This window comes from Bacteroidetes bacterium GWF2_43_63 (assembly GCA_001769275.1).
Lineage (GTDB): Bacteria > Bacteroidota > Bacteroidia > Bacteroidales > DTU049 > GWF2-43-63.
The window spans coordinates 1-26,241 of the sequence record MEOQ01000019.1 but is presented as its reverse complement, the minus strand read 5'-3'; the positions used below and the strand labels follow the sequence as shown (position 1 = coordinate 26,241).

General features: G+C 43.9%; 20 protein-coding genes and 1 pseudogene. 9 read left to right on the top strand and 12 right to left on the bottom strand.

Annotated elements, in window-relative coordinates; all coding sequences use genetic code 11:
• Window positions 1-320: 320 nt before the first annotated feature.
• On the top strand, window positions 321-845 hold the full coding sequence (locus A2W93_13080; GenBank protein OFY55179.1) for a cell division protein DedD: 525 nt from the start codon (window positions 321-323) through the stop codon (window positions 843-845).
• 376 nt (window positions 846-1,221) lie between these two features.
• Window positions 1,222-4,314 (top strand): leucine--tRNA ligase, encoded by a 3,093-nt coding sequence (locus A2W93_13075; GenBank protein ID OFY55117.1) that lies wholly within the window; start codon window positions 1,222-1,224, stop codon window positions 4,312-4,314.
• Between the two features lie 56 nt (window positions 4,315-4,370).
• Here the strand turns inward: A2W93_13075 and A2W93_13070 are convergent, their stop codons facing one another.
• The 6 genes from A2W93_13070 to A2W93_13045 all read right to left on the bottom strand — a co-directional run bounded on the left by A2W93_13070 (window position 4,371) and on the right by A2W93_13045 (window position 12,661).
• Window positions 4,371-5,360, bottom strand: coding sequence for a hypothetical protein (locus A2W93_13070; protein OFY55116.1), 990 nt, complete (start codon window positions 5,358-5,360; stop codon window positions 4,371-4,373).
• Window positions 5,361-5,394: 34 nt separating this feature from the next.
• On the bottom strand, window positions 5,395-6,045 hold the full coding sequence (locus A2W93_13065; GenBank protein OFY55115.1) for a hypothetical protein: 651 nt from the start codon (window positions 6,043-6,045) through the stop codon (window positions 5,395-5,397).
• Window positions 6,046-6,054: 9 nt separating this feature from the next.
• A complete protein-coding gene (locus A2W93_13060) occupies window positions 6,055-6,558 on the bottom strand; it encodes a 2-amino-4-hydroxy-6-hydroxymethyldihydropteridine diphosphokinase (GenBank protein OFY55114.1) in 504 nt (167 codons plus the stop codon).
• 154 nt (window positions 6,559-6,712) lie between these two features.
• Window positions 6,713-7,378, bottom strand: coding sequence for a hypothetical protein (locus A2W93_13055; GenBank protein OFY55113.1), 666 nt, complete (start codon window positions 7,376-7,378; stop codon window positions 6,713-6,715).
• The gene (locus A2W93_13050) at window positions 7,371-8,252 is read right to left on the bottom strand and encodes a hypothetical protein (protein ID OFY55112.1); all 882 of its coding nucleotides are present in this window, start codon (window positions 8,250-8,252) and stop codon (window positions 7,371-7,373) included. Before A2W93_13050 ends, A2W93_13055 begins: the two co-directional genes overlap by 8 nt.
• Window positions 8,216-12,661, bottom strand: a complete 4,446-nt coding sequence (locus tag A2W93_13045) for a hypothetical protein (GenBank protein OFY55111.1) — start codon at window positions 12,659-12,661, stop codon at window positions 8,216-8,218. Before A2W93_13045 ends, A2W93_13050 begins: the two co-directional genes overlap by 37 nt.
• A 10-nt stretch (window positions 12,662-12,671) precedes the next feature.
• Between A2W93_13045 and A2W93_13040 the strand changes: the two genes are divergently transcribed.
• Window positions 12,672-13,694: a tRNA (adenosine(37)-N6)-threonylcarbamoyltransferase complex transferase subunit TsaD gene (locus tag A2W93_13040; protein ID OFY55110.1), complete on the top strand. Its 1,023-nt coding sequence runs from the start codon at window positions 12,672-12,674 to the stop codon at window positions 13,692-13,694.
• 57 nt (window positions 13,695-13,751) lie between these two features.
• Window positions 13,752-14,540, top strand: a complete 789-nt coding sequence (locus tag A2W93_13035; GenBank protein ID OFY55109.1) for a hypothetical protein — start codon at window positions 13,752-13,754, stop codon at window positions 14,538-14,540.
• Window positions 14,541-14,756: 216 nt separating this feature from the next.
• Here A2W93_13035 and A2W93_13030 read toward each other — a convergent pair whose 3' ends face one another.
• From A2W93_13030 to A2W93_13005, 6 genes are all read right to left on the bottom strand, one after another.
• Window positions 14,757-15,362 (bottom strand): hypothetical protein, encoded by a 606-nt coding sequence (locus A2W93_13030; protein ID OFY55108.1) that lies wholly within the window; start codon window positions 15,360-15,362, stop codon window positions 14,757-14,759.
• Between the two features lie 49 nt (window positions 15,363-15,411).
• Window positions 15,412-16,887 carry an RNA polymerase sigma-54 factor gene (locus A2W93_13025; GenBank protein OFY55107.1) on the bottom strand — a complete coding sequence of 492 codons (1,476 nt, stop codon included), beginning with the start codon at window positions 16,885-16,887 and terminating at the stop codon, window positions 15,412-15,414.
• A gap of 94 nt (window positions 16,888-16,981) precedes the next feature.
• Window positions 16,982-18,379: an asparagine--tRNA ligase gene (locus A2W93_13020; GenBank protein OFY55106.1), complete on the bottom strand. Its 1,398-nt coding sequence runs from the start codon at window positions 18,377-18,379 to the stop codon at window positions 16,982-16,984.
• Window positions 18,357-18,557: a hypothetical protein gene (locus tag A2W93_13015; protein OFY55105.1), complete on the bottom strand. Its 201-nt coding sequence runs from the start codon at window positions 18,555-18,557 to the stop codon at window positions 18,357-18,359. Before A2W93_13015 ends, A2W93_13020 begins: the two co-directional genes overlap by 23 nt.
• 512 nt (window positions 18,558-19,069) lie before the next feature.
• Window positions 19,070-20,095 (bottom strand): hypothetical protein, encoded by a 1,026-nt coding sequence (locus A2W93_13010; GenBank protein OFY55104.1) that lies wholly within the window; start codon window positions 20,093-20,095, stop codon window positions 19,070-19,072.
• Between the two features lie 98 nt (window positions 20,096-20,193).
• Window positions 20,194-21,990, bottom strand: a complete 1,797-nt coding sequence (locus A2W93_13005) for an excinuclease ABC subunit C (protein OFY55178.1) — start codon at window positions 21,988-21,990, stop codon at window positions 20,194-20,196.
• Between the two features lie 340 nt (window positions 21,991-22,330).
• On the opposite strand from A2W93_13005, the gene A2W93_13000 reads away from it, so the two are divergent.
• The 5 genes and pseudogenes from A2W93_13000 to A2W93_12980 all read left to right on the top strand — a co-directional run bounded on the left by A2W93_13000 (window position 22,331) and on the right by A2W93_12980 (window position 26,241).
• A complete protein-coding gene (locus tag A2W93_13000) occupies window positions 22,331-24,925 on the top strand; it encodes a hypothetical protein (protein ID OFY55103.1) in 2,595 nt (864 codons plus the stop codon).
• A 22-nt stretch (window positions 24,926-24,947) separates the two neighbouring features.
• A complete protein-coding gene (locus A2W93_12995) occupies window positions 24,948-25,316 on the top strand; it encodes a hypothetical protein (protein OFY55177.1) in 369 nt (122 codons plus the stop codon).
• Between the two features lie 9 nt (window positions 25,317-25,325).
• Window positions 25,326-25,550, top strand: a complete 225-nt coding sequence (locus A2W93_12990) for a hypothetical protein (GenBank protein ID OFY55102.1) — start codon at window positions 25,326-25,328, stop codon at window positions 25,548-25,550.
• Window positions 25,550-25,927: a hypothetical protein gene (locus A2W93_12985; GenBank protein OFY55101.1), complete on the top strand. Its 378-nt coding sequence runs from the start codon at window positions 25,550-25,552 to the stop codon at window positions 25,925-25,927. The genes A2W93_12990 and A2W93_12985 overlap by 1 nt, the downstream gene beginning before the upstream one ends.
• 116 nt (window positions 25,928-26,043) lie before the next feature.
• Window positions 26,044-26,241: pseudogene (locus A2W93_12980) on the top strand (hypothetical protein).

Sequence of the window (26,241 nt, the reverse complement as noted above, 5' to 3'; positions counted from 1 at the left end):
ACGATCAGGCCGTGAAGAACGGTAAGCATGCCATCATCGAGAGTATCCGCACCACAGGCGAGATTGAGGCGTTGCGCTCCAAAGGCGGATTTTTTCTGCTGGCCATCGATGCCGATGCTCGCATCCGCTTCCAGCGCATTCTGCAGCGTGGTTCTGAGACCGACAACATTGATTACGACACTTTCATTGCCAACGAAAACCGTGAAATGAACGGCGCCGATCCGGCTACTCAGAACCTGATGAAATGTATAGAAACCTCTGATTTCGCACTCGACAACAATGGTACTTTTCAGCAGCTGTTCGATCAGATCGAGCGCATCATGAACGAGGTAAAAGCGCGAGAAGAAGCCGCTTCGGCCGGGATTCCGTACAGCCGCCCTTCGTGGGATGAATATTTCATGGAAGTCTCCAACACCGTTGCCAAGCGCGCTACCTGCGACCGCGGCCGTTCGGGCTGTGTGATTGTGCGCGACAAACGAATTCTGGTCACCGGCTATGTGGGTTCGCCCATCGGGTTGTCGCACTGCGACGAGGTCGGACATCTGTTCAAAAAAATGATACACGAGGACGGCCGCACCACCACACACTGTGTGCGCACCGTTCATGCCGAGCAAAATGCGATTACACAGGCCGCACGCTACGGAATATCGCTCGACAACGCAACTTTATATTGCAAAATGACACCCTGCCGAACCTGCGCCATGCTGATCATCAATTGTGGCATCAAGCGCGTGGTGTGCGAGTTCCGCTATCACGACGGAAAAGAAAGCGAGTCTATGTTTGCCGAAGCCGGCGTAAAGATTGAGTATTTCAATGATGAAGTTTTGAGCTACGAGAATCAGTAACGAATAGTCACCCGTCAACGTGAAACGCTGCAGGCAGGAGACGCGCGACCAGGTTAAGGTCAAGGACGAGAGGCGAAGCCGTCAAAAAAAGCTGCGAAGCTCAATCGGATGCGCCTCCGCCTCCTGCGGAGTAAACTCCGGCGCAAAATACATTAGCCGATGGCCCCGCCGGGCGGGATAAACTCCGCCTCGGGTAAAACGTGCGCAGCATCCGTAAATTAGAAGGGTCACGCGTCAGAGACGCGCGCCCAATATCAGTTGTAAAGTTAAAAGTTATACGGTTTAAAGGCGACGTAGATTTTAAGAGGGCGACACCATTAATCAGGCATTGCAGAGAAATTGCTATTTTTGCATACAATTTCACATCATTTCAACAATGGACTACAATCATCGCGAGACCGAAGCCCGGTGGCAGAAATACTGGGCTGACAATAAGACTTACCGTTCGGAAATAAATCCGGACAAGCCAAAATATTATGTGCTCGATATGTTTCCCTACCCATCGGGTGCAGGACTGCATGTCGGACATCCGCTCGGATACATCGCTTCGGACATTTTTGCCCGTTACAAAAAACTGAAAGGGTTCAACGTGCTGCATCCAATGGGCTACGATGCTTTTGGGCTTCCGGCCGAACAGTATGCCATCGAAACCGGCCAGCATCCTGCAATCACGACCGATGTAAATATCAAACGCTATCGCAGCCAGCTCGATAAAATCGGCTTCTCGTTTGACTGGGACCGCGAAGTACGCACATCGGATCCGGCGTATTACAAATGGACGCAATGGACATTTATTCAATTGTTTCATTCATGGTTTGATAAGTCTCAACAGAAAGCACGTCCAATCAAAGATCTGATCACGCTTTTAGAAGACAGCGGCAATGAAAATATTCCTGCTGCTCATTCCTGCGATGTGATTTTCACCAGCTCCGAATGGAATGTAATGAGCGAAGAAAAACAATCGGACATTCTAATGAATTACCGGCTTGCATATTTGGCGGACACTATGGTGAACTGGTGTCCCGCGCTGGGAACGGTTCTCGCAAACGATGAAGTGAGCGAAGGATTCAGCGTTCGTGGCGGACATCCGGTGGAGCGCAAAAAAATGAAACAATGGTCGTTGCGCATTACTGCTTATGCTGACCGCATGCTTGAAGGACTCGAAAGAATTGACTGGCCTGAAAATATAAAAGAAATTCAGCGCAACTGGATTGGCCGGAGCGAAGGCGCCATGCTGCGTTTCCTGCTGGCCGATCATCCGGATAAGCATCTGGAAATTTTTACAACCCGCCCCGATACTGTGTTTGGAGTGACATTCATGTCAGTCGCACCGGAACATGAATACGTTGAACTGCTCACCAAACCAGAACAAAAAGAAACTGTTGCTGCTTATGTGAAACATGCGAAAAACCGCAGTGAGCGCGAGCGTATGACCGATGCAAAAATTCCGAGCGGTGTTTTTACAGGTTCGTATGCCATCAATCCGTTCAACGGAAAAGCAGTTCCTGTGTGGGTTGCAGACTATGTGCTCAGTGGTTACGGAACCGGAGCAGTCATGGCCGTTCCAGCTCACGACAGCCGCGATTACGCATTTGCAAAAAATTTCGAATTACCCATCGTCGAAGTAATTAAAGGCGGTAATATCGAAGAAGAAGCATTCGAATCAAAAGAAGGCGTCTGCGTTAATAGCGGATTCATAAATAACATGATTGCGCGTGATGCAATAAAAAAAGTAATTGAACATGCCGAAGAAAAAGGATTCGGTTATGGCAAAATAAACTTCCGCTTGCGCGATGCTATTTTCAGCCGCCAGCGCTATTGGGGCGAGCCATTTCCGGTGTATTACAAAAACAGAATTCCATACACGATTGATGAATCTGATCTCCCGCTCCAATTGCCGGAAGTAGATAAATATTTACCGACCGAAACCGGCGAACCGCCGCTGGCGCGCGCCAAAGATTGGCATACCAAAGCCGGATTCCCTTACGAAACGTCGACCATGCCTGGCTTTGCGGGATCGAGCGCCTATTATTTCCGCTACATGGATCCGCGCAACGACAACGAATATTTTTCGAAAGAAGCCGTGAACTACTGGAAAAGCGTTGACTTTTACGTCGGTGGAGCAGAGCATGCAACGGGACATTTGATGTATGCCCGCTTCTGGAATAAATTTCTTTTCGATATTGAACTGGCTCCTGAAGATGAACCATTCCGTAAAATGATTAATCAGGGAATGATTCAGGGGCGTAGTAATTTTGTGTATCGTGTAAAACCCGAACGCATGGCTGAATTCGTGCTCTGGGAGATGATTCGCGATAAACAAATGGGTGTAGAATTTAAAAAAGGATACACGCTGGGAGAATTCTCATTTGATTTCTTTAGTTCTGAAAGCCACACTATCATTGAGGTGAAGAGCTCCCGTGATATTCTGGAACGTCTTCCCGCATGTGCGGAATTTGCTGAAAAAAACAATTGCCAGCTGCTCATGTTCAGCATTGTTGATGTGATTCTGCATACCGATGATGTTTTGAGGAAAATCAAAAAAGCACTATCCGGAAAAGAAGTCGCTCCGTTCGATATGATAGACGAGTGGGAAGAAGCACCCATCTTTGCTTCGAAGAATGTTTTTGGTCGCGAACAGTTTTCATTTCCCGTGCATGTTGACATAAATATTGTGGACAACGATGTACTTGATATCGACGCTTTCCGCGCATGGAGACCCGAATACACCACTGCACGCTTTCTTCTTGAAGACGAAAAATATGTGTGCGGCTACGAAGTCGAAAAGATGTCGAAGTCGAAATACAATGTGCAGAATCCGGATGATCTCGTTGAAAAATATGGTGCCGACACACTGCGCATGTATGAAATGTTTCTCGGTCCGGTAGAGCAGTCAAAGCCCTGGGATACCAACGGAATCGAAGGCGTGTCGCGGTTTATACGCAAGCTTTGGAAACTGTTTGTTGGCGAAGATGACACATTGCTTGTCACGGATGACGCGCCAACAGCGGCCGAGCTGAAAGTGCTACACAAAACACTGAAGAAGACCGAAGAAGATATTGAACGCTTTTCGCTGAACACCTGCGTGAGTACATTTATGATTTGTGTGAACGAACTCGGCGATCTGAAATGCCGTAAGCGCGCCATTCTTGAACCACTGCTGATTGCGCTCTGTCCGTTCGCACCGCATATTGCCGAAGAATTATGGAGCAAACTTGGCAACACCGAGACCATATCCAAAGCCACTTTCCCAAAATGGGACGAAAAATATATGATTGAAGACACGGTGAAATATCCGGTTTCGTTCAATGGCAAAATGCGTTTCATTCTCGAAGTTGCTGCAGGCACCGCAAAGGAAGAAGTTGAGAAACTCGCGCTCAGCGCGCCCGAAAGTCAGAAATGGCTCGAAGGCAAAGCTCCGAAAAAAATCATTGTGGTGCCGGGGAAGATTGTGAACGTTGTGATATAGCGGTTGTGCAAAGTTTCAAAACTTCGCACAGCGCTTCAAACTTCGCACAACGGTTTTCAATTCATAAACTGCGACAGAAAATACCAGTAAACTTTATTCATTTCCTTTGGGCTCACCGTGCGGAAAGCAGGTTTGGAGCCATCAAAGCGGCCTATGATTTCTTCTGAATAGCTTACAATAATTTCAACGCCTTGCGGGTTAATCAGCGGGGTTTCATCTTTTGGCGTATGATACACAGGCGGCAGGCCGGAGGTGAAATAAATATAGGGCGTTTTGTTTTTATAAAAACACGTATGATCTGAGGCATCAACAGCGCCATTAAATTTCTTCAACTTATAGCCGGCGTACTCGTTTTCAGGAACAAGTGAATCCCACAGCAGCGTTGTACCCAATCCGTAAATATCGAGCTGATCCGTTTTCCATCCCAGACGACCTACCATATCGAAGTTCATATAAAACGCAATTTTTTCGAACGGATAGAGATTGCTTGAGCAAAAATAATTGGAGCCTACGAGGCCCTGTTCTTCTGATCCCCAGCAAGCCAGAATGTAATTGTATTTTGTAAGATTTCCGGAGCTCAGATAGCGCGCCATTTCAATCACAGCAACAGTTCCGCTGGCGTTATCATCGGCGCCGTTATTAATGTACAGCGCACTGTCTTTGGTGTAATTGCCGATATGATCGTAATGACCACCAATCACGATAGTGTAAGGCGCGTTGTTTTCGATATAACCGAGAATATTGTTTGATTTTACAATAACAGTATCGCCTTTGTCATCGGTTTTTGTTCGCAGCACAAACTCCTGTCTGAAGCCATCAGCACCCGGAACGGGAATCAATCCGCATTTTGTGTACTCAGAAATAATATAATTCCCGGCGCGCATTTCATACTCCGACCCGCCTTCGCGACCCATGAGCGAATCATGAGCCAGCAATGAAATGTCGTAGAAAATGCGGTTTGAACGAGTAGAGTCGTCAAACGAAAATGCAGTCTGCGCTGTTGCAACAGACGATATCACGACAAAAAACAAAAGCAGAATTCTCATAATTAAAAAGTATAACGAAGAAAATCGAGAGATATTATAGTGTGGAAAATGGCGGAACCACTGTGATTCCGGGCTTGTATTCCTGGGTGAGCAATGAAACGAGAAAGCGGTAATGTTCTTCGTTGGCAACAAAATCGAGGTTGCTGGTATCGGCAACCACCACGCGCAACGAGGGCTGTTCGTGAAAATATTCGAAATAACTTTTCTGAATATTCTCAAGATAATCAAGCGAAATATCCTGCTCATATCCACGGCCGCGACGAACAATATTTTCCTTCAGCTTTTCGGGTGGAAGGTGCAGATACAAAATGATATCGGGTCGCGGAAGATTGCTGTCGATAATTTGAAACAGATTTTTATACAATCTGTATTCGTCATCCTGCAACGTTTTCCGGGAAAAAATGAGTGATTTTGGAAATATATAATCTGAGATCAGAAAATCGCTGAACAGATCCGGATTGAGCACATTATCCTTGAACTGCTTGAATCGAGCAGCCAAAAATGACAATTCGAGCGGAAAAGCATAGCGTTCCGGGTTCTTGTAAAATTTGGGAAGAAAGTCGTTTTCCTCAAATTGCTCGAGGATGAGTCTCCCATTGAAATCAGCAGCCAGTCTGGTTGCGAACGATGTCTTACCTGCACCGATGCAACCTTCAATGGTAATAAAGCGATAGGGGAAATTCATGGCAACGCGTTAGCGTCTCAAAGTTACAGTAAGTTTTGATTCATCGGGACATTCCCCGAGTAAAACCTTTACAGATTTTTTGAACACAGGGTGAATAAAGTCCGGACAAAGCTCTGCAAGCGGCTCTAAGACAAAGCGACGAAGATGCATTTTATTATGCGGAATTATCAGATCTTTGGTATTCACCACTACATCATCGAAAAATATAATATCCAGATCAATGGTGCGATCGGTATATTCCGAAAAAATACTTGGCTTAAGTCGCCCAAGCTTAACCTCTATAGCTTCGAGTTTCAGCAAAAGTTGCTGGGGACTTGCATCTGTTTTTAATTCAATACAAAGATTGAGAAACCGTTTGTCAGAACGAAATCCGACAGGGTCTCCCTCATATGTACTGCTTACCCTGACCACTTTTCCCACATAGGTCCTGATTGAATCTATTGCCTGTTGAAGCAATCCTTCACGGTCACCTTCGTTCGATCCCAACGAAATAAAAATATTGTGGCGATTCATGCAGGCAAATATATAAATTTGTTGACTTCCACGAAAAAAATAAGAGTTAATTTGTTAAATGCACATCTGTATAGATAAACGAAATCGACATACACGATATTGTTTTATTTATCGAATACATTTACATAATTAGATGTATTCTGTTAACAAAAACCTACCTTTTCGCGTCCCACTCCAGCAAAAATTCCGCAAGAAATAATTCAAGCGTGGCATGTCTGCCCTCGGCGAGTCGTTTGCCAGCGGATGTTTCCATTCGGTCTTTCAACAACAGAAGCTTTTCGTAAAAATGATTTATCGTATGGGATTTATTATTCTGATATTCCCCAAAACTATTGGAAGTCGATGGGCCTGCTTCGGGATCAAACATAGGTCTGCCCTTCAGAGCGCCATAGGCAAAAGCACGCGCAATACCTATGCTCCCAATGGCATCGAGGCGATCAGCATCGCGTACACAGCGGCCTTCGGGTGAGAGCGGCATATCAGCCACGCCATTTCCTTTAAAAGAAATTTTCTCAACTACATCAATGATTTGATTGGCCTGTTCATTCGAAAGTCCCGTTCCTTCAATCAATTCGACTATTTCTTCCCTGTGATTTACAGTTCCATTGGCCGAAAGCTTGTGATCGCCAACATCGTGCAACAAAGCGATAAGAGCAACAATAAAAGTATCGCAATTTTCTTCTTTGGCAATCCGGACAGCCACCCGATAAACCCGCATGATGTGATCAATGCCGTGTCCGCTGCCATCTTCGGCAAACTTCTCACGGACACGCTTCATCACTGTTTCTGTAATCTGCAATTCCGAGTTATGATCAGTCATTCCAGTAATAGCTGTATTTCCTAACTGTTTTTTCCGGCTTCATTTTCCCGCTGTACACGCGGTATTCAGTAATGACTTCTTTCTTTTTTCTGCCTGCTTTGTTGAAGAAGTTTTTCGTTTTCCGCACCACAAATCCATCGGCCAGATGCTTCTCAATCGTAGGATGCGAGCCATTCCGGCCATATACCCATACGATCGACAACGTGGTGTCTCCGTGAGAAATCACATCCTGCCCGAGTCTGAACCCAAACTGATCATATTTGTACCGAATGTCTGAAATGGTGTCTGAGCCGTTCATTCCAACCATCCGCAACATTTTTCCGTCGGGATTATAAGAATACAATTCCGACAAAGTCATTGTTCTGTTGCTGTCAGTGATTATCTCCGTTCTTTCTTTTACAAGTCCTTCAGGCGTATAATCGTAACTTGAAATAATTTTTTTTCGTTTTCCAAAATAGGCTTCCTCTTCAATCAATTTACCCGCGTTGTTGTACTTATAAAAAGTCTCGCCAGTAACCAGACCTTGTTTCGATTCGCGTTTTTTCTCCAGTAATCCTTTGTCATTATACGTATAGGAATAATCAGTCACATCCACTTCGTCAATATAGTGTCCCGAGCGGATCAGTTTTCCTTTATCATATATCATGAATTCCCGGAACCACAATTCCGGTTCTTCGTTGAGCCGCGTTTCTTTTGTAAGAAGATTGCCGTGAATGCCATAGGAGCGTTTTTCTACCAATTTTTTTTGCTCGAAAACCCGAACAGAAAAAACCGTATCCTGCGCATAACCACTAATGGTCAACGCTGAAAGCAAAATCAGAAATGTGATTGTTTTCATCATTTTTTGTTTTTGTCTTTTTTCTTTCGTTCCCATAATTCTCTGAATCTGTCAAAATCTTTACGGTAAAAAATGGCCACACCTTGCGTATAGGGCGCATTGTTGGCAACCACATCCACAGTGTTGGATCGGTTGAATGCTTTTACACGAATTTTCCCATCCTCCGAAATTTTATACTCTATGCTCACATCGCCGGCAATATTCGATGCCGACTGGGTTTCAGAAGTACCAAGCTGATTTCCTCCAATTTCAAGATTGGTCTCAAGTACAATCCGGTCATTCAGAATCTGCGTGCTGAGCGCGATTTCGACCTGTGAAGAAGTAACCTGATCACCCTGATTGTAACTAAATCCAACATCGAAATCGTTGCTGATCTGCGACAACCAGTTTCCAAACTGATTCGAAATAAGTTCAATGGAAGTATTCCCGAGTCCCTGACTGATAGGGCTGTTATACGTGTTACGCTCTGTCGGAATAAACGAATTCAGAATCAGTAAAGCAAACACCTGACGATTCATTTCTTCGGAATTAGCGATAACCGTTTTTACAAGATTCTTAGTATTTTCATCCGATTCAGGCAAATCGAGGTCAAAAGAAATATCGGGGCTAAGTAAATCGCCGGTCAAATGCATCAGACAGCTGACTGGCACTTTGCTTTTATACTGCTCCGATTCTCCGTCCACTGGAAACAGCTCGTAGAGCGATGTTTTGATAGAATAACGTGCATATAAATCCATCCGGCCAGCATAGGGATCGCCGTTCCACGTGATCACACCGCCCGGATCGACCAGGAATTTTTTATTGATCACATTTTCGAGTGTGAATAAATAATCGCCCTTTTCAATTTCAAGATTTCCATACATAAGAAATTCACCTGAACGATCAACAGTCATGCGCAACCGGCCTGCACCGCGACCTTTCATCACATCGCCGATTTTTGGATCAAAAACAATCTGCACTTCAGCATCGGGAGTGACATCGATATCAAACATCAGACTAACGCCCGAATCGCGCACCTTGACGTCTTTCTGCACAAATCCCGAATCGTTTTTGCCTGATACAAATGTGATAAACTCATTTTCGTAAACCTCACTGGAGGACGTAATCGGAATATACAGCACAGAGCCAGGCTCGGTTTTGGCAGCCACTTCTATAGCAATCTGATTAAAAGGTCCGGAAATTTTTACCACTCCGGTTGCATATGCTGTTCCGTAGAAATAATCATTGTCTTTAGCCCCTGTATTGAGAAACTGCATCTTTTCGGCCTTCAGGTTTATGTCGAGATTAAAATCCCTGAAATGATCGTGCGTGGCCCGAATATCTCCAGTTGCTTTGTTTCCTTTGGTGTCGAACACGGTGATATCGCGCAATGCAAATTCACTATTGGTAATCTTCAAAGTATCGGCAAACGAATAAAACATATTCAGGTAATCGACCATCACACTGGTTCTGCGGAAAACCACTTCCCCACCCACTTCTGGGTTATCGAGATTCCCTTTCACCGTTACCAATCCATCACACGATCCTTCCACTTTGCTGCAGAAAGATTTGAGGTAAGGCTGCACCAGCTTGAGATTAAACCGATCGAGCTTCACAACCATATCGATTACATTTTCCTCTCCGCGCGGATTGAAAAATCCTTTTATTTCAAGCGGCACATTTTGTCCAACGTTTCCTGTATAAATAATTGATGCTTCGCTGTAAACCGATTTTCGCACAGGATCCCACGAACTTTTGATTAATGCATCGCCTACAAAGTTTTTATTAAGGCTGAGTTTTTGAATCGTAAGATCAGCGCGGTAATCGGGCACATCGTACAAATTGCTTAATAAAACATATCCATTCACTTTGCCCTCCAGATCAACCCCTGCAGTCTTGGTCAGGTCGTCAAAATCGTCAAGCAAAACATTTTCGAATGTCACCTGAATCACATCATACGGATCTTTTGAAATTCGTCCATCGATGATTAATTTCTGTGATTTGGAATACAGCGCAAATTCATGAACACGCAAATAACTCGTATCAATTTCTATTTTCCCATCCTGCGCAATGTGAAACAGAGAATCATTCAGAATAAGATCACTCTCATCGAACTGAATGAGGACGGGCATGCCTTTGCGAAACAAAACACTGCCGCTCAGATCGCCCGAATAAGCTTTCTTGCTGTTGTCGTTCTGCCAGTTGATCGAAAATTCAGATTTGTCGTTTACCGTAACCGTATTTGCAACCAGATTACCCAATTCAAGACTATCGTTATAGGTAATATTATCGGACTGAATGGTGACGTAAATATTTTTGCCGAAAGTTTGAGCAATCACAACCGGGTTAACAGAGCTGATTGCGCCATATTTCAGATAGTTGGATGCAATCTGGGTATTCAGATAATTATCGGCCAGATTGAAATTTCCACGCAGAATAGTGCTCTTACTCACTTGAATTCCCGGCGCGAAAATATCCAGCACTGGCTGAACATCTTTGAAAGTGAAATCGTATTCAAAAGCTTGATTGCTGAATTTTTTATCCGTGCTGTCTGGCGCAATATAAGATGGAATATAATTGGAGAGATATTTAGTCAACGCATCGCCGATTTCGGAAAACACAAACTGACCTTTGATATTGCCATTTACCATGTCGCTCCGCAGTTCAATTTCTTTACTAAGCGAACTGGTTTCCTCCAGTTTCAGCGTTAATGTATGCATGGCAATTTCGCGGCGGCCTTCGTAATAACTAAATTCACTCAGACTGAGGCGACCCAGCATATTGTCCGGATTATCTCCTTTCACATTGATGTCGATAAAGCCGGAAAACCCAGCCAGACTATCGTTTCGGGCCAGGTGAAGTGCCGTCAGATTGAGATTCTCAACCTGTGCAATAAAATCAAAAACCGGAAGCTTGTCCGAAAAGTCAATCATCCCATCAAAATCCATAGTAAGATTCGGATCACTTGCAATCAGGCGGCCTTCAAAAATACCAGGTTTCACAGAGCCATTCACGCTAATGTGCGAATAGGAATACTGATTGTATTCCAGCGACAAAATTTCCGCATCTCCTTCAACAAAATAATTTTTCGCTGTGGAACCTCTGCCCGAAAAATCAACAGATGCCGTCAAAGATCCCAGCGGGACAGATTCGCCGACGATTGGCCGCAGATCGAAGTTTTCAACCAGGACCTGACCGCTGTATCGGGGATTGGGGAATGCGCCTTGCGATTGAACATCGGCCTTGACAAAACCTGCATTGGTGCGCGCCACAACGCTTGCGGTGAAATCATCCATTCGGCCGTCAACCTTTGCAGATAAACTGGCCTGAGTGATGGAACCCGCAACTGATGCCAGATTCAGGTTGTCACCTCCAGGAAGAACAAAAGAATCAATATCCTTCAGTTTTATATCGGCATTCACAAGATCGAAATGAATTTCAGCATTTTCAATGTCCGGCAACCCTTTCAGTTTTAAACTGAAATACATGTGAGAGCTTTTACCAAAGCCAAGTTTCATTTGTCCGGTTTCGAGATCAGCGATTGTGCCTTCGGCGTGTCCGTTGAGCATAACCGCGCTCTGCATTCCATTCAAATCAGGTGCAAACCGTGCGATATCGTCAAAGCCCACGCGCGAATTTCTAAAATCCGCATCCATGGTAACTTTATTGACAAAGTCATTGAATACCAACAGAGAGTCATATCTGAAAGCCAGGTCGAGATCAAGATTACTGCTGTTTGTGAGCAAACGCAGATTTTGCGCAGTAATGCTGTTATTCCGCATGGAAACCTGAGAAGACAAATGCCACAACGTGAATCCTGAACGCTCCTGCATGGCCAGATGCTTCAGATCAATGCTCGTTAATGTATCGCATTGCACCAGGTTTTGGCCGATCAGGTTAATATTTGTAAGATACAGGTTATTGAAATCGATGTTGCTTTTGGATAAAGTATCTTTGTGCATATCATGCCACAAGAAGCTGCAGTTGCGGAGTTCCACCATGCCAACATTTATAGGCGTAGACTCAGTTTTTTTAGTGGTTGTATCCTTTTTATCGCTTGCAAAATAATCCAGAATAAACTGCAGGTTTGAGTTTTCCTCATTGGGATAACGCACCAGACGGATTTCAGCTTCGCTAAGCAGAAGCCTTTTAAACTGCAACCTCGAAAAACCAGCAGCAAGGTTTTCGGGAGCAACCATAAGCTCTTTCGCAGCAAGCAAAGGTTTTCCGTGCTGGTCCTCGATGTAAAGGTCGAATAAAGTAATATCAAGAGGGAATATAATATCGACTGTCCCGATTTCTACTCTGGTGTGAAGTTCCTCCGATAAATATTCCGACAAGCGGTCAGCAATATATTGCTGAATAAAGGGCGTGCGCAGCAAAGCAAATACAGCAGCCGGAATGCAGAAGACCACCACATAGATGATCAAAAGGATACGTCCGGTTTTTTTGCTAAATTTGCTCATTCTTTCAACAATGGATACTTATATTCTCGGCATAGAATCTTCGTGTGACGACACTTCTGCGGCTGTGTTGCATAACAACTTTTTGCTGAGTAACGAGATAGCATCGCAAAAAGTACACGAACTTTTCGGGGGCGTTGTTCCCGAGCTTGCATCGCGTGCACACCAGCAAAATATCATACCCGTAGTCGAAGCCGCCATAAGTAATGCAAATATAGACAAAAAACAGCTTTCTGCAGTAGCTTTTACAAGAGGTCCGGGATTGCCCGGCTCGTTGATGGTGGGCGTCAGTTTTGCAAAAGCGTTTGCGTGGGCGCTTGGAATCCCGCTTATCGATGTCGATCACATGCATGCACATATCATGGCCAACTTCCTGCGAGTACCAGGTGAAACACGCGCTATGCCTGAGTTCCCGTTTCTTTGTCTGATCGTTTCAGGGGGGCACACGCAAATTGCCATTGTGCGCAATCCTTTCCAGCGCGAAATCATCGGCAACACCATCGACGACGCTGCCGGAGAGACTTTCGACAAGGCGGCCAAAATCATGAGTCTTCCCTACCCCGGAGGACCTGTGATTGACAAGCTGGCTCAGAGCGGAAATGCAACCGCATTCAAGTTTGCCAAACCCAGAATTCCCGATCTCAATTTCAGCTTTTCCGGATTAAAAACTTCCATTCTGTATTTTCTCCGTGATGAGTTGAAAAAAGACGAGCATTTTATTGAAAAAAACACTGCGGATCTTTGCGCTTCGATTCAGAAAACCATCATCGATATCCTGACCGAAAAAACAGAAAAAGCCATCAAAGAAACCGGCATCAAAACACTGGCGCTGGCGGGCGGCGTATCGGCCAACTCAGGGCTGCGGGCCGCAATGCAGCAACTGGCCTTGAAGTATAATTTGGATCTGCACATCCCGCAATTGTCTTATACCACCGACAATGCCGCCATGATTGCGATGGCCGGATATTTTCGCTACCAGCAGGGATTGTTCGCTGGCTTAGACGCTGCGCCCTATGCAACGGGTGTGAAAATTTAGAACCAAAATAATCATTTCTTTTCAGAATTAATATATTTGCTTTTTAAATTAATATTTATGAAGTGCAGGCATATATTATTTCCAATTTCATTTCTGCTGGCAATATTTCTTACGTCATGCAGTATGACTGACAATGTCTATAATAATAGCATTCTTCAGTTAAAAAAATACAGAAACGGTGTATCAATTCCAGACAAAGCATCAGTGAATGCGACCCATTCCCACAAAGATGTAAAGCCGGCAACCTCAGTTATGGTTGAAAATAGGGCTTCTGAAATTTCCGGTCCTGAACCCATGATGCTTTGCTCTTCTATCGAACCGGATACGGCCAACATCAGTTCAGCACAAAACAACAACAAACATCAGAATATTCTCTGTGATGAAATAATTCTCAGGGATGGAACTATTCTAAACGGTAAAGTCAGAGAAATAACGGAAAGCAAAGTGTTTTATACGACTTGTGATAATAAAAGGGAACAAAAATCCATTGACAAAACTGGAGTTTTCATGATTAAATACCACTCCGGCATCAACGAGGTTATCACAGCATTTAATGACACAACAAATACTGCTGCACCAACAAAAGAGCCAGAGCCTATACCTGAAACAGAACAATTGTCAACCATATCATGGGTTTTAAGCATGGCAGGGCTAGCCGTCGCTATGTTTTTGAATATGGGGTACGGCCTGCTGATATCAGCACTTGCGTTTATTTTTGCCATTGCCAGTATAATAATTATTGACAACAGTAAAAAAATGAAAAAAGGCTCTGGATCTGCAATTGCTGCTATAGTAATATGCGTATTTACTGCTGCTATCACTCTATTAGCCCTTTCAACATATTAATAGTTGAATAGTCCATTTTACCGTCAATCCAAGCGTATACATTTTATCTGGCTTCAGAAAACACTTTGCTAAGCACAAAAAATCAACAGAATTTGGTGTTGAGTTTCAAGTCGCTGTCTCCTTCGATACGTCGCGAGCAACCTGCCGCAAAAGCGCTATGGGAGCGACACTCAGCATGACAGCGGGCTGCAAATTTATGTTGTTAAAAGCATCGCTTCATAAAATCAACAACACCACTACAGGCAGCAGCCCGAGCGCGAAGCCAAGATATATTTCGCCGGGTGTATGTGCATTAAGCTTCAGGCGCGACCAGGCAACCACCCCTGTCAAAGCCACAGCCAGTGCGATAAATAGTACGCTGAAACATTGCCATGAAAAAATATACCAGGCAAGGGAAACAACAATCACGCTCCAGCCAAAAATATGCAAGCTGAATTTTTTAAAAAAAGAAATAATCAGCCCAAATGCAGAAGCAGTGAAAATCAGAAGTAGAAAGTCCGTATAATAGGCGGGTAAATCATAATTGGCCAAAATCCGCCAGCAAAACCATGAGGAAACACCCAAAACTGTAATCGCAAAAATTCTTTCCTGTTTCGCTTCCATTTCAAGGGAGTCAACGACTCCGAGATATCGCGATGCAACAAAAATGAGCGCAGGAATAGCAAGCGTGAAAATCAGCACAATTAAAACTATAATTCTGATTGCCTCAGGTCTGAGCAAATTGTTGATGTAATAATTTCCATTCAGCAACAATACGGCAAATAATGCCGGAAGTATTATTGGATGTAGTAGCCAGGAAAGAAGTCTGGGAAGGTTTTTCATTTTAGCTGTAATATGGAAATTAAAAAATGTGCTTTCGCACATTTTTTAATTAGATTTGTTTACGTAGTCGCGCAACCGGAATATCAAGCTGCTCGCGGTATTTGGCCACTGTGCGCCGCGCGATGGTGTATCCTTTTTCTTTCAGAATTTTTGCAAGACGATCATCGGTTAATGGCTTACGTTTCTCTTCGGCACCAATGACATCGGTGAGAATGCTTTTGATTTCGCGCGATGAAACTTCTTCGCCCGAATCGGTTTGCATTGATTCGCTGAAAAAGCTTTTCAATAAAAGAGTTCCAAATGGAGTGACTACATATTTACTGCTTGCAACACGCGATATAGTTGAAATATCGAGCCCGACTTTGTCGGCAATGTCCTTCAGAATCATCGGCTTCAGCTTGGTGTCGTCACCACTTAAAAAATATTCTCTCTGAAAATTCATGATGGCCGACATAGTCACATACAAGGTATTCTGCCGCTGCCTCAAGGCGTCGATGAACCATTTGGCTGAATCAATTTTTTGACGAACAAACTGAATAGCTTCTTTTGTTTTTGTGTCCTGATTCTTTGATTTCACATAGTTTTCCAGCATTTGCTGATAGTAGCGGCTAACACGCAGATCGGGCATGTTGCGCGAATTGATAACCAGCTCCAGCTCGCCTTCGTTGTTGTTGATAGTGAAATCCGGGAAAACATGTAAGCTTCCTTTACTTGAATCACCGCCCGAATTGCCGGGTTTCGGATTCAGTTTGATAATTTCATCGATGGCATCCTTCAACAAATCTTCGCTGATGCCAAGACGTTTCATGATTTTATCGTAATGCTTTTTCGAAAACTCATCGAAACAATCGCTGAGAATAATAATTGCATTGTGAATGGATTCCTTTTTTTGATCCTTGCGCTGAAGCTGCAACACAAGGCATTCACGCAGGTCGCGGGCAGCCACGCCGGGAGGATCTAACTGCTGAATCACATAAATGATTTCTTCAATTTTCTCAGGCGCCATGTTTATATTCAGTCCGAACGCCAGATCATTTGAAAGTGAGGCTGCATCGCGCTTCAGATAACCATTCTCATCAATATTTCCAATGATATATTCTCCAACGCTGTACTGCAACTCAGTCAGATTTCGCATCTGGAGCTGTTCGTAGAGCTGATCGTAAAAACTTGACTGAGAAACAAAGGGGATTTCGCGCACTTCGTCATCGGCACTGGTGTTCTTTGCTTGCAGCTTGTATTCGGGAATGTCATCCTCATCCATATAGTCATCGAGGCTGAAATCATTCTCGGCATTTTCGTCTACGTCTGAATCTTCATTCTCATTGCTCTCTTGTTCTTCATTCTGAAGGTCCGGGTTTTCATCGTCACTGTCTTCCGATGAATCTTCTAGTGCTGGATTTTCCTCAATCTCTTGTTTAATGCGTTGTTCAAGCGCAATGGCCGGAACCTGCAGCAGTTTCATGAGCTGAATCTGTTGCGGAGAGAGCTTTTGCTGAAGTTTCTGTTCGAGCCGTTGGTAAAGCATAACAAGTAATTTATGTCTGAAAATACGAAAACTGAAAGGGTGTTGTCAAGTTTTCAGCAATTTAAAGTCGGAAATTTTTCAACAGTGTTTAATATTAAAATTCTGCATTGTTGGGCGTACGCGGGAAAGGAATGACATCGCGAATGTTGGCCATACCAGTTACAAACAATATGAGGCGTTCGAAACCAAGACCAAATCCACTGTGCGGAACTGAGCCGAATTTTCGCGTTTCGAGATACCACCACACGTCTTTCTCCGGAATATTCAAAGCTCTGATTTTGCTGATCAGCTTATCGAAATCTTCTTCGCGCTGGCTTCCACCAATGATTTCGCCGATACGCGGAAACAACACATCCATGGCCCGGACAGTCTTTCCGTCATCATTCTGCTTCATGTAAAAAGCTTTTATTTCGGCGGGATAATCAGTCAGTATTACCGGACAATTGAAATGCTGTTCAACCAGATAGCGCTCGTGTTCGGCCTGCAAATCGGTTCCCCATGAAACCGGGAATTCAAATTTTTGGCCACTCTTCATCAAAATGTCGACGGCTTCGGTATATGCAAGACGTTTAAACGGAGTTTCCACAACGCCTTTCAAGCGACTGATCAATTCCTTGTCGTACATTTTCTGTAAAAATTCAAGATCGTCGAAGCAATGCTCAAGCGCATAGCTGACGAGCGATTTGAGAAAATCCTCCGCCAGATCCATGTTGTCTGTGATATCGTAGAAAGCCATCTCCGGTTCAATCATCCAGAACTCAGCAAGGTGACGCGGCGTGTTGCTGTTCTCAGCCCGGAACGTAGGGCCGAATGTGTAAATCTCGCCCAGAGCCAGTGCTCCGAGTTCGCCTTCGAGCTGTCCGGAAACCGTGAGATTGGTTTCTTTTCCAAAAAAGTCCTGCGAATAATCGATTTTCCCTTCGGGCGTACGCGGCGGATTCTCGGCATCGAGTGTACTTACGCGAAACATGGCGCCGGCACCTTCGGCATCGCTGCCGGTGATGATGGGTGTATGCAGATAATTGAATCCGCGCTCGTTGAAATATTTATGTACAGCAAAAGCCATGGCATGACGCACTCTCAGCACAGCTCCAAAAGTATTTGTACGCGGCCTCAGGTGCGCAATCTCGCGCAGAAATTCCAGCGTATGCCCTTTTTTCTGCAATGGATATGAGTCTGATGGGCACTTCCCGTAAATTTCAATTTCTTCTGCATGAATTTCCACGGGCTGTCCCTGTGCAGGCGATTCAACCAGTTTTCCATCAATGCGTACACTACAGCCAGTAGTGATGTCTTTAAGCACTGCTTCGTCGAATTTCGCAGTATCGGCCACAACCTGAATGGAGTGTATTATGCTGCCGTCGTTCACGGCAATAAAAACCACGTTCTTGCTATCGCGTCGTGTGCGCACCCAGCCTTTAACCGTAACGGTCGTTCCCAGCAAATGATCTGCTTGTTTTTTCAGCAGGTCAACAATCTTGATTCGTTTCATTAAAAAAGTATTTCGGGACAAATTTCGGAAAAAATTCGTTGTCCTGCAAATTACTCATATTTGTAATTGCAGCAACAGAAATGCAAGTACAATATTCCATATTCGCATTTTTACGCGATTTTGCGAACATATATTTATTGCCTTTTTGAAACTGAGAATCAGACTGATAATTGACCAAGCGAAGAACATTTCATAGATACTGCTAATGACACAAGTGCTTAAAATTCTGAAAGTCAACAAAAGAAAGATTTAAGTCCCGGTCGCTTTAGTGATAAAGCTTCGCTGATACAACCGGGATCTCGTTTTATACTTCGGACAATACTTCTGTTGATTTTCGCTGTCTCCGTCGATACTTCGAAGCTAATTCGCTAAAAAGAGCTTCTGTAGCGAAACTCAGGATGACAGCGACTTGAAGTGTAGTTTTTTAGGATGCAAAACGCGTTTTGCAAATGCATGTCGCGTAATGTTAGTATGACTGCACGTGGGTCTCAGGAAAACAGTAATACTTTCCTGCTTTATAAAGCCAGTATTAACGCGCTTTTACAGCTCTTTAAATGGCAATTATTAAAGCAAAAACCGATATCCCATCTTTCACCTTGCGGCTGATATGGAATCATCGGTTTTTGTCTTTGAGCAGAAATCCTGTGCGGCTACTTTTTGTTTTTTACGAAAAGAAACCCATTACTCTGTTCAGGATTTTTTCTTCGGCACGAATGTCAGGAAAACAGTCTCATCAGACACAGTGGGCGTGGGGTCAACACTGTGGGGAAATGCGAGCACTTCAAAAGTCTTTCCTGCATCTTTGGAAAAGAAAATGGCACCCGGGTATTTATTCTTTGCATCTCTGCTTCTCTCAGCTGCCGGCGCCTCAACACCTACAACAAATAAATCACCGTCTGTCACAAAATGACGGTACCCATAGAAGGATGATTCTGAACCCTTGGATACAAGTTTTTCAGGAGTTGATGTAAACCAGGTTTTTCCCAGGTCGTCTGTGTAGAATAACTGATCATAGGAAGCATACACTATTCTGTCGCTGCAGAAACCAATTCCCTTCGAAGAGTTGCGTTCTGTGGGAGCCGGAATAGCTGACCATGTTTTACCCTCATCTTCGCTGACAGCAAGAACGGTTTCTTCAAAAAACCAGGCCTGAGCCAGAATTTTCTTTCCATCGGCGGAGACTGCCAGGTATGCCTCTATACCCATAGCAGGACTTTTGTGAGGAACGTTTTTAACACAGGGAGATGTTCGTTTTTCCCAATTATCTCCACCATCACTAGAAACATAAAAATCACCGTGAGAGCTCAGCGCATAAACAGATTTGGCTTTGCCTGCAGCAATGGCATATGTTGCGTTTTCCGTTTTGCCAGCATAATTGTTGGCAGCCGGATTCCAGGTTTTACCATTATCAGTCGATCTGATAACACCCAGTTTCAGGTCCACAGGACTTGCATACAATGTTCCTGCAGCATCTGAACTGATATGCGAAACCCAGCTTTTACAAGTGTCCAGCTTGGAGAATTCTTTCCCGAATTCTGAAATAAACATAGATTTAAGGGGTGAATAATGCATCAAAAAATAACCATTATTCCTGGCTGGTGTTTCATTCACCTTTTTTTCCTGATCGGCAAGATCTTTCTTGTCATCTTTCGACCCGCCACAAGAGGCAATTAGCATTACAGCAACAGCAAGAGCAAAAAATCTGGTTTTCTTCATAGAGTTTGGTTTTAAGTTGATAGCAAATATAAATTCACTTTTAAGCAAAAGCAAACATCAAATCACACAATACTGTTAATGTCTGGAAAATTTGATTATTATTCTCCCGAGGCGGTATTACTGCTTTCGACCCAATCAAGGATGACCTGCGCCTTCATTTTTCCGACAACTTTCACTATATCCGCTTCAGACGCCATTTTCAGCGCCTCAACTGAACCAAATTGTTTAAGCAGTTTTTCTGCCAGTGTTTTACCTATTCCAGATATTTCAGTCAATTCGGTTTTCAGTAATCCCTTGCTGCGCTTGTTTCGATGATGCGTGATTCCAAAGCGGTGCGCTTCATCGCGCATGCGTTGAATCAACCTAAGTGTCTCACTTTTCTTATCAATATATATTGGCAATGTGTCACCGGGAAAATATATTTCTTCAAGTCGTTTTGCAATGCCAATGACCGGAACCACGTGCCGGAGGCTCAAAGCGTCAAGTGCTTCGACCGCTGCACTCAGCTGGCCTTTGCCACCATCGACAATCAGAAGGTCTGGCAAGTCGGAGCCCTCTTCCTGCAAACGTTTCAGGCGACGTGTAACAACTTCGGTCATACTGGCAAAATCGTCGGGGCCAATCACCGACTTGATATTGAAGTGACGGTATTCGCTTTTTGCGGGCTTCGCCCGGCGGAAAACCACACAGGAAGCCACGGCATCGGTTCCCAGTAGATTAGAATTATCAAAGCATTCGATGTGCTCCGGAAGTTTTTTCAGATGCAGGTCATTCATCAACGTCTGCATAATACGCTTGGAATGCCGCTCCGGATCAATCATCTCGCGCTTCTTACCTTGCTCCAGCCGGAATTGTTTGGCATTGGCCAGTGATAAATCGAGCAACTGATGCTTATCGCTGATTTTCGGGACCTCGAACTTCACTTTTGGAACCTCAATCTCTATGTCAAAAGGCAGCAGTACAAGCGGCGCAAAATTTCCATTAAGTGACAAAAATTCACCAAGACCAATCATCAGCAGATCCAAATCGGTTTCATCCATTTTTTTCTTCAATGCGTAGGTGTGGCCCTGAACAACGTTTCCGTTCAGCAGTCGCAAAAAATTGACATATCCATATTCTTCGTCGGACACGACAGAAAAGACATCCACGTCGCCGAGTTTTTCGAAAGTCACACCAGAGCGCGCCTGAAACAAGGTCAGAGCTTCAAGTTTGTCTTTTACCTTATGTGCTTTTTCGTATTCAAGCGCTGCAGAGAGTTCATTCATTTTTGCTTTAAGCCCCTGAATAACTGGATTCAGATTGCCTTTCAGAATGTGACGCGCCTGCCGGATCATATCTAAGTAATCTTCGCGGTTCTGCAAACCAACACATGGAGCCAGACAATTCCCCAGTTGCAATTCAAGACAAGGTCTGAAGCGCTTTTTCGAAATTCCAACCTCAGAGAGTGCAAGTTTGCAGGTCCGTAATGTGAAAATTTTCCGGATAATTTCGGTGAGCTCTTTCACCATGCGGCCAGATGGATAGGGGCCGAAATATTCGCCTTTTACGTCTTTCGAACGGGTCGAAAATATTCGTGGAAATTCTTCGTCGGTAACGCAAATCCAGGGGTATGTTTTATCGTCTTTCAGCAACACATTGTATCGGGGCTGCAGCTTTTTGATGAGATTGTTTTCCAGCAACAATGCATCGAATTCGCTCCGCACCACGATGGTTTCGATACGCACGATTTTTCGTACAAGCAATTTAAGTTTCGCACTGTCATGCTCCTTCTGAAAATAGGAAGACACGCGCTTTTTCAGATTCCGGGCCTTACCGACATAAATGATGATATCTTCAGCATCGAAATACTGATACACCCCGGGCTGAGAGGGCAGTGTGGCCAGTTTCTGTTTTATATTTTCTGAAAAATCGGGCAATGAAAATTCTTTTGGAGTTCAAACTTACGAAATATGATGAAATCAAATGTGAAAATGTGAGACCTCGTCTATGTGCGGCCTTGCTTTTATGTCACGCGTCGGGAGACGCGCGACCACTGCAAAACGTTGCAGGCAGGAGACGCGCGAACACACATGAGGCCGGAGACACATGTCCACGATTCTGGCTCCACTTCATACTTTCCCTGTTCAGTGTTCGGTGTTCGGTGTTCCATTGTATGAATGTCTTAAATCTTTAAAGGAATTCTAAAATAAAAATAATAAATTTGCCGTTTATTCGTTATCAGACCAAAATACCGGCATGAGGAAAAGCCATTTATTGATATTATCACTGCTCCTGATCGCAGCTTCGGCGTGTTCGACCAAGAAAAACACGGCCATGCGTCGCGGTTATCACAATCTTACATCTCATTTCAACGCCTATTTCAATGGAAATGAAGCATTGAAAGAAGGGATTGCAAATCTGTCGAACGCCCATATTGACAATTACACCCAAATTATCTCTGTTTTCCCAGAAGGAACTGAGAAAGACATTATGGGAATCACGCCGCTGATGGACCGCTCTATTGAAAAGGCTTACAAAGTGATTGCGAAACACAGCATGGAATTCAAAGGCGTGGAGTATGTGAAGTGGATTGACGACAGCTATCTGATGATGGGAAAAGCGAGCTTCTACAAGCATGATTATGAAAAAGCCAGCAGCACGCTTGATTATGTAACAAAGAAATACAACAAAAACCCTGAACGTTTCGACGCTTATCTGTGGATGGCAAGGACCATGATTGCCAAAAACAAGCTTAGCAAAACCAGCGCATACCTTTCCATTGTTGAAACTGCACAGAACGAAGGAGGTTTGCTCAAACAAACAAAAAAAATGCTTCCGCTGGTGCAGGCCGATTACAATATCAGATCGGGCAACTACGAAACCGCCATCGATTATCTCAAAAAAGGCATTTCGATCAATAAATCAAAGAAGACCCGGGTACGCCTGATGTTTGTGCTGGCACAGGTATATCAGCGCCTTGAAAGAAATGCGGAAGCCCTTGATATGTATCAGCAGATACTGAAAAAAAATCCTAAATACGAAATAGCATTTCATGCACGTATTTTTGCGGCACAGTGTTATGACGCGGGCAGTGGAAGCAGTGCCGCCATTGTCAAGGAACTTGAAAAAATGCTGAAAGACAGCAAAAATGATGATTACCGCGACGAGATTTACTTTGCATTGGCAAACATCGCATTTAAAGACAAAAAAGAAAAAGAAGGAATTGATTATTTGATTCTCTCGGCCAAATACAGCACGGTGAATTTTTATCAGAAAGCAAACACTTATCTGAAGCTTGGTCAGATTTATTTCGATAAACGTGAATACAAGAAATCGCAAGGGTTTTATGATACCTGTATGACCGTTTTGCCAAAAGATTTCCCCGATTATGACAAAATTAAAACCCGTTCTGAGGTGCTCAGCGGGCTGGTTTTGAATTTGACGACCATTGAAACGGAAGACTCGTTGCAGCATTTGGCCAACATGTCCGAAACTGACCGGAATGCAGCCATCGACAAGCTGATTCAGGAGTACATAAAAGAAGAAGAACGGAAAAAACGCGAGGAACGCGAACGTATGGCTGCAGCGCAAAACAGTAATCTTCCCAACGTAGCCAATGCCAATTCAAACTGGTATTTTTACAATGCGCAAACCGTTGCTTTCGGAAAAACAGAGTTCAAGAAAAAATGGGGCGACCGCGAACTTGCTCCTCTATGGCGACTGGAAAATAAACAAGTGATGGATTTCGGCTTCGAAGAAAGCGGCAGCGACACAATCCCCATGGATGATTCGGCAAAAGCAGCTTCAAACCCGCGCGACAGGAGTTTCTACATGAAAGACCTGCCTTTGACACCTGAAAGGATTGTTGAATCGAATAAAAAAATTGAGAAAGCCTATTTTGAACTCGGCCGGATTTATAAAACAGAATTGCTTGAATATAAGGATGCTGTAAAAGCGCATGAAACGCTACTTTCAAGATTTGATTCAACCAACTACAAGCTCGAGACTTATTACATGCTTTATTCCTCGAATAAGAGCCTGAAAAATGAAGAACGGGCAACATTCTATAAAAACCTGATCCTGTCTAAATTCCCGGAAAGCGAATTTGCGAAAATTCTTTCCGATCCGGATTACTGGACCAAAGTTGCTGCGCAAAAAAATGTTGGTGAGCAATATTACGAAGACACTTATCTGACTTTTCAGTCAGGTAATTATCAGAAAGTATTACACCGCTGCGATTCGGCGTTGGGTGTGTTTAAAGAAATCTCACTCGTTGGACGGTTTGATTTTCTTAAAGCGGTCAGTCTGGGGAAAATTTACGGGAATGACACGTTGAAAGCTCTGATGAATGTCATTTCTTCCAACTACACGGGAGACATCAAGCAGAGAGCCGATGATATTCTCGCCTATCTTGGCGGCGGAGTAGCCACCGAGATTTCCGGGGGCAGCGATGGGGGCACAACTGTAGTTCTGAAGGAACTCTACAAGCCCTCGGACAACGAAGTGATCCATATTTTCGTTTGTCTGGTTGATGCAAAAACCAGCAACGTTAATAAGCTTAAAGCAGCATTTTCCGATTTCAACGGACTGTATTTCGGATCGGACAATCTGAGTGTAAGCAGCCTCTATCTCACCGATAACCGAATGATGATCTCGGTGAGTCATTTCAAAACCAAGACCAACGGATTGACCTATCTGCGCTTCACCAAAAATGACAGAGGCCTGAACGACATGACTGCGGCCAGCAATCCAGTTACGTTTATTATCAGCACCGACAATTACCCGGTATTTTACAAATCGAAGGACGAATCAAAATACCTTGAATTTTTCAACCGCTATTACAGTGAATAGCGAAAACAGAAAGGACTTTTTTATGGCAAAGACAGTGACAAGCGAACCGGTAACACAAACAATCAACATTATTGCCGCAGGAACATTGATAAACGGCGACATCAAGGCCAATGGCGATATTCGCGTCGACGGCCAGGTTATTGGAAATTTAATAGTGCAGGGACGAATTGTTATTGGTGGCTCTGGTCAGGTGGAAGGTGAAATTCATTGCCAAAACGGCGATTTTAGTGGAGAAGCAAAAGGCAAAGTATATGTCGGAGAATTGCTGAGCATCCGTTCAACAGCCAGAATTACGGGAGACATTCAGACCCAGAAAATCAGCATTGAGCCTGGTGCAGTATTCACCGGAAATTGCAGCATGCAGGCGGCTCAGCAGGCGGAAATTCAATAATTTCCATTTATGAAGAAAGACAAGGAAGACCTGAAAAAAAAGAGCAACGACTTTGCCCGGTTTTCCGGAATGGCTTTCGAAATGCTTGTGATCATCGGCGGAATGACCTGGGGAGCCGTTTGGCTCGATGAACAGACCGGTACAGAAACTCCCTGGTTTACTATTACTTTATCGCCGCTGTCCGTTATTATTGCTGTTTTGCTAATCATAAAAGACCTTAACCGCAATAAATAATGAATCAGCTGATCTGGAAACCATATTTCATTTTCCTCATTATAATAAATGTATTGGCCTGGAGCATAGCGGCAATTTTCCCGGAATTATACGGTATTTCATGGCCATGGTCTTTAGGATTGCTGGCTGTAATCAATGCCTTATCGTTCCTGGTGTTCCAAAAATCGCTGAAGCAGGACTCCAAGGCCTCCGCACTCATCTTTCTGGCACTCACTACCGGCAAAATGCTTTTGGGAATGATTTACATCCTCGTACTCGTGATGGGCTTTGGAATTGATTCAATGAATGACAGTCTGTTTTTTGTAATTCTTTATTTTCTGTTTCTGGCACTGGAAGTGGTGGTTTTCACGAAAAATGTGAAGCAAGACAAAAGATAAAATGAAAAAGACAAAAGTTTATAAGGGCTCATTGTGATGATAATGGTCTCATCAAATAAAATTTATAAAGCATTGGGGTTGGAAATGTTTTGGTGTAAATTTGCAAAAAAGCACGCATGAAAAACTTTATTCACGTTGCTATATTCATATTGATTTCTTCAGGGAATATTTTTGCTCAAACTATTGAACTGACTTTTACTGCTGAATACAACAGCCAGCACATTCAAATGGACAGCATTTATATCAGAAATCTCTCTCAGAGCTCCGATACTGTTTTGTATTATCCCGATACTGTTTTGTACATTTCCAATGTG

Coding starts and splice junctions, on each gene's coding strand:
- A2W93_13080 (OFY55179.1), top strand. CDS start 321: ATGAACGAGGTAAAAGCGCGAGAAGAAGCCGCTTCGGCCGGGATTCCG.
- A2W93_13075 (OFY55117.1), top strand. CDS start 1,222: ATGGACTACAATCATCGCGAGACCGAAGCCCGGTGGCAGAAATACTGG.
- A2W93_13070 (OFY55116.1), bottom strand. CDS start 5,360: ATGAGAATTCTGCTTTTGTTTTTTGTCGTGATATCGTCTGTTGCAACA.
- A2W93_13065 (OFY55115.1), bottom strand. CDS start 6,045: ATGAATTTCCCCTATCGCTTTATTACCATTGAAGGTTGCATCGGTGCA.
- A2W93_13060 (OFY55114.1), bottom strand. CDS start 6,558: ATGAATCGCCACAATATTTTTATTTCGTTGGGATCGAACGAAGGTGAC.
- A2W93_13055 (OFY55113.1), bottom strand. CDS start 7,378: ATGACTGATCATAACTCGGAATTGCAGATTACAGAAACAGTGATGAAG.
- A2W93_13050 (OFY55112.1), bottom strand. CDS start 8,252: ATGGGAACGAAAGAAAAAAGACAAAAACAAAAAATGATGAAAACAATC.
- A2W93_13045 (OFY55111.1), bottom strand. CDS start 12,661: ATGAGCAAATTTAGCAAAAAAACCGGACGTATCCTTTTGATCATCTAT.
- A2W93_13040 (OFY55110.1), top strand. CDS start 12,672: ATGGATACTTATATTCTCGGCATAGAATCTTCGTGTGACGACACTTCT.
- A2W93_13035 (OFY55109.1), top strand. CDS start 13,752: ATGAAGTGCAGGCATATATTATTTCCAATTTCATTTCTGCTGGCAATA.
- A2W93_13030 (OFY55108.1), bottom strand. CDS start 15,362: ATGAAAAACCTTCCCAGACTTCTTTCCTGGCTACTACATCCAATAATA.
- A2W93_13025 (OFY55107.1), bottom strand. CDS start 16,887: ATGCTTTACCAACGGCTCGAACAGAAACTTCAGCAAAAGCTCTCTCCG.
- A2W93_13020 (OFY55106.1), bottom strand. CDS start 18,379: ATGAAACGAATCAAGATTGTTGACCTGCTGAAAAAACAAGCAGATCAT.
- A2W93_13010 (OFY55104.1), bottom strand. CDS start 20,095: ATGAAGAAAACCAGATTTTTTGCTCTTGCTGTTGCTGTAATGCTAATT.
- A2W93_13000 (OFY55103.1), top strand. CDS start 22,331: ATGAGGAAAAGCCATTTATTGATATTATCACTGCTCCTGATCGCAGCT.
- A2W93_12995 (OFY55177.1), top strand. CDS start 24,948: ATGGCAAAGACAGTGACAAGCGAACCGGTAACACAAACAATCAACATT.
- A2W93_12990 (OFY55102.1), top strand. CDS start 25,326: ATGAAGAAAGACAAGGAAGACCTGAAAAAAAAGAGCAACGACTTTGCC.
- A2W93_12985 (OFY55101.1), top strand. CDS start 25,550: ATGAATCAGCTGATCTGGAAACCATATTTCATTTTCCTCATTATAATA.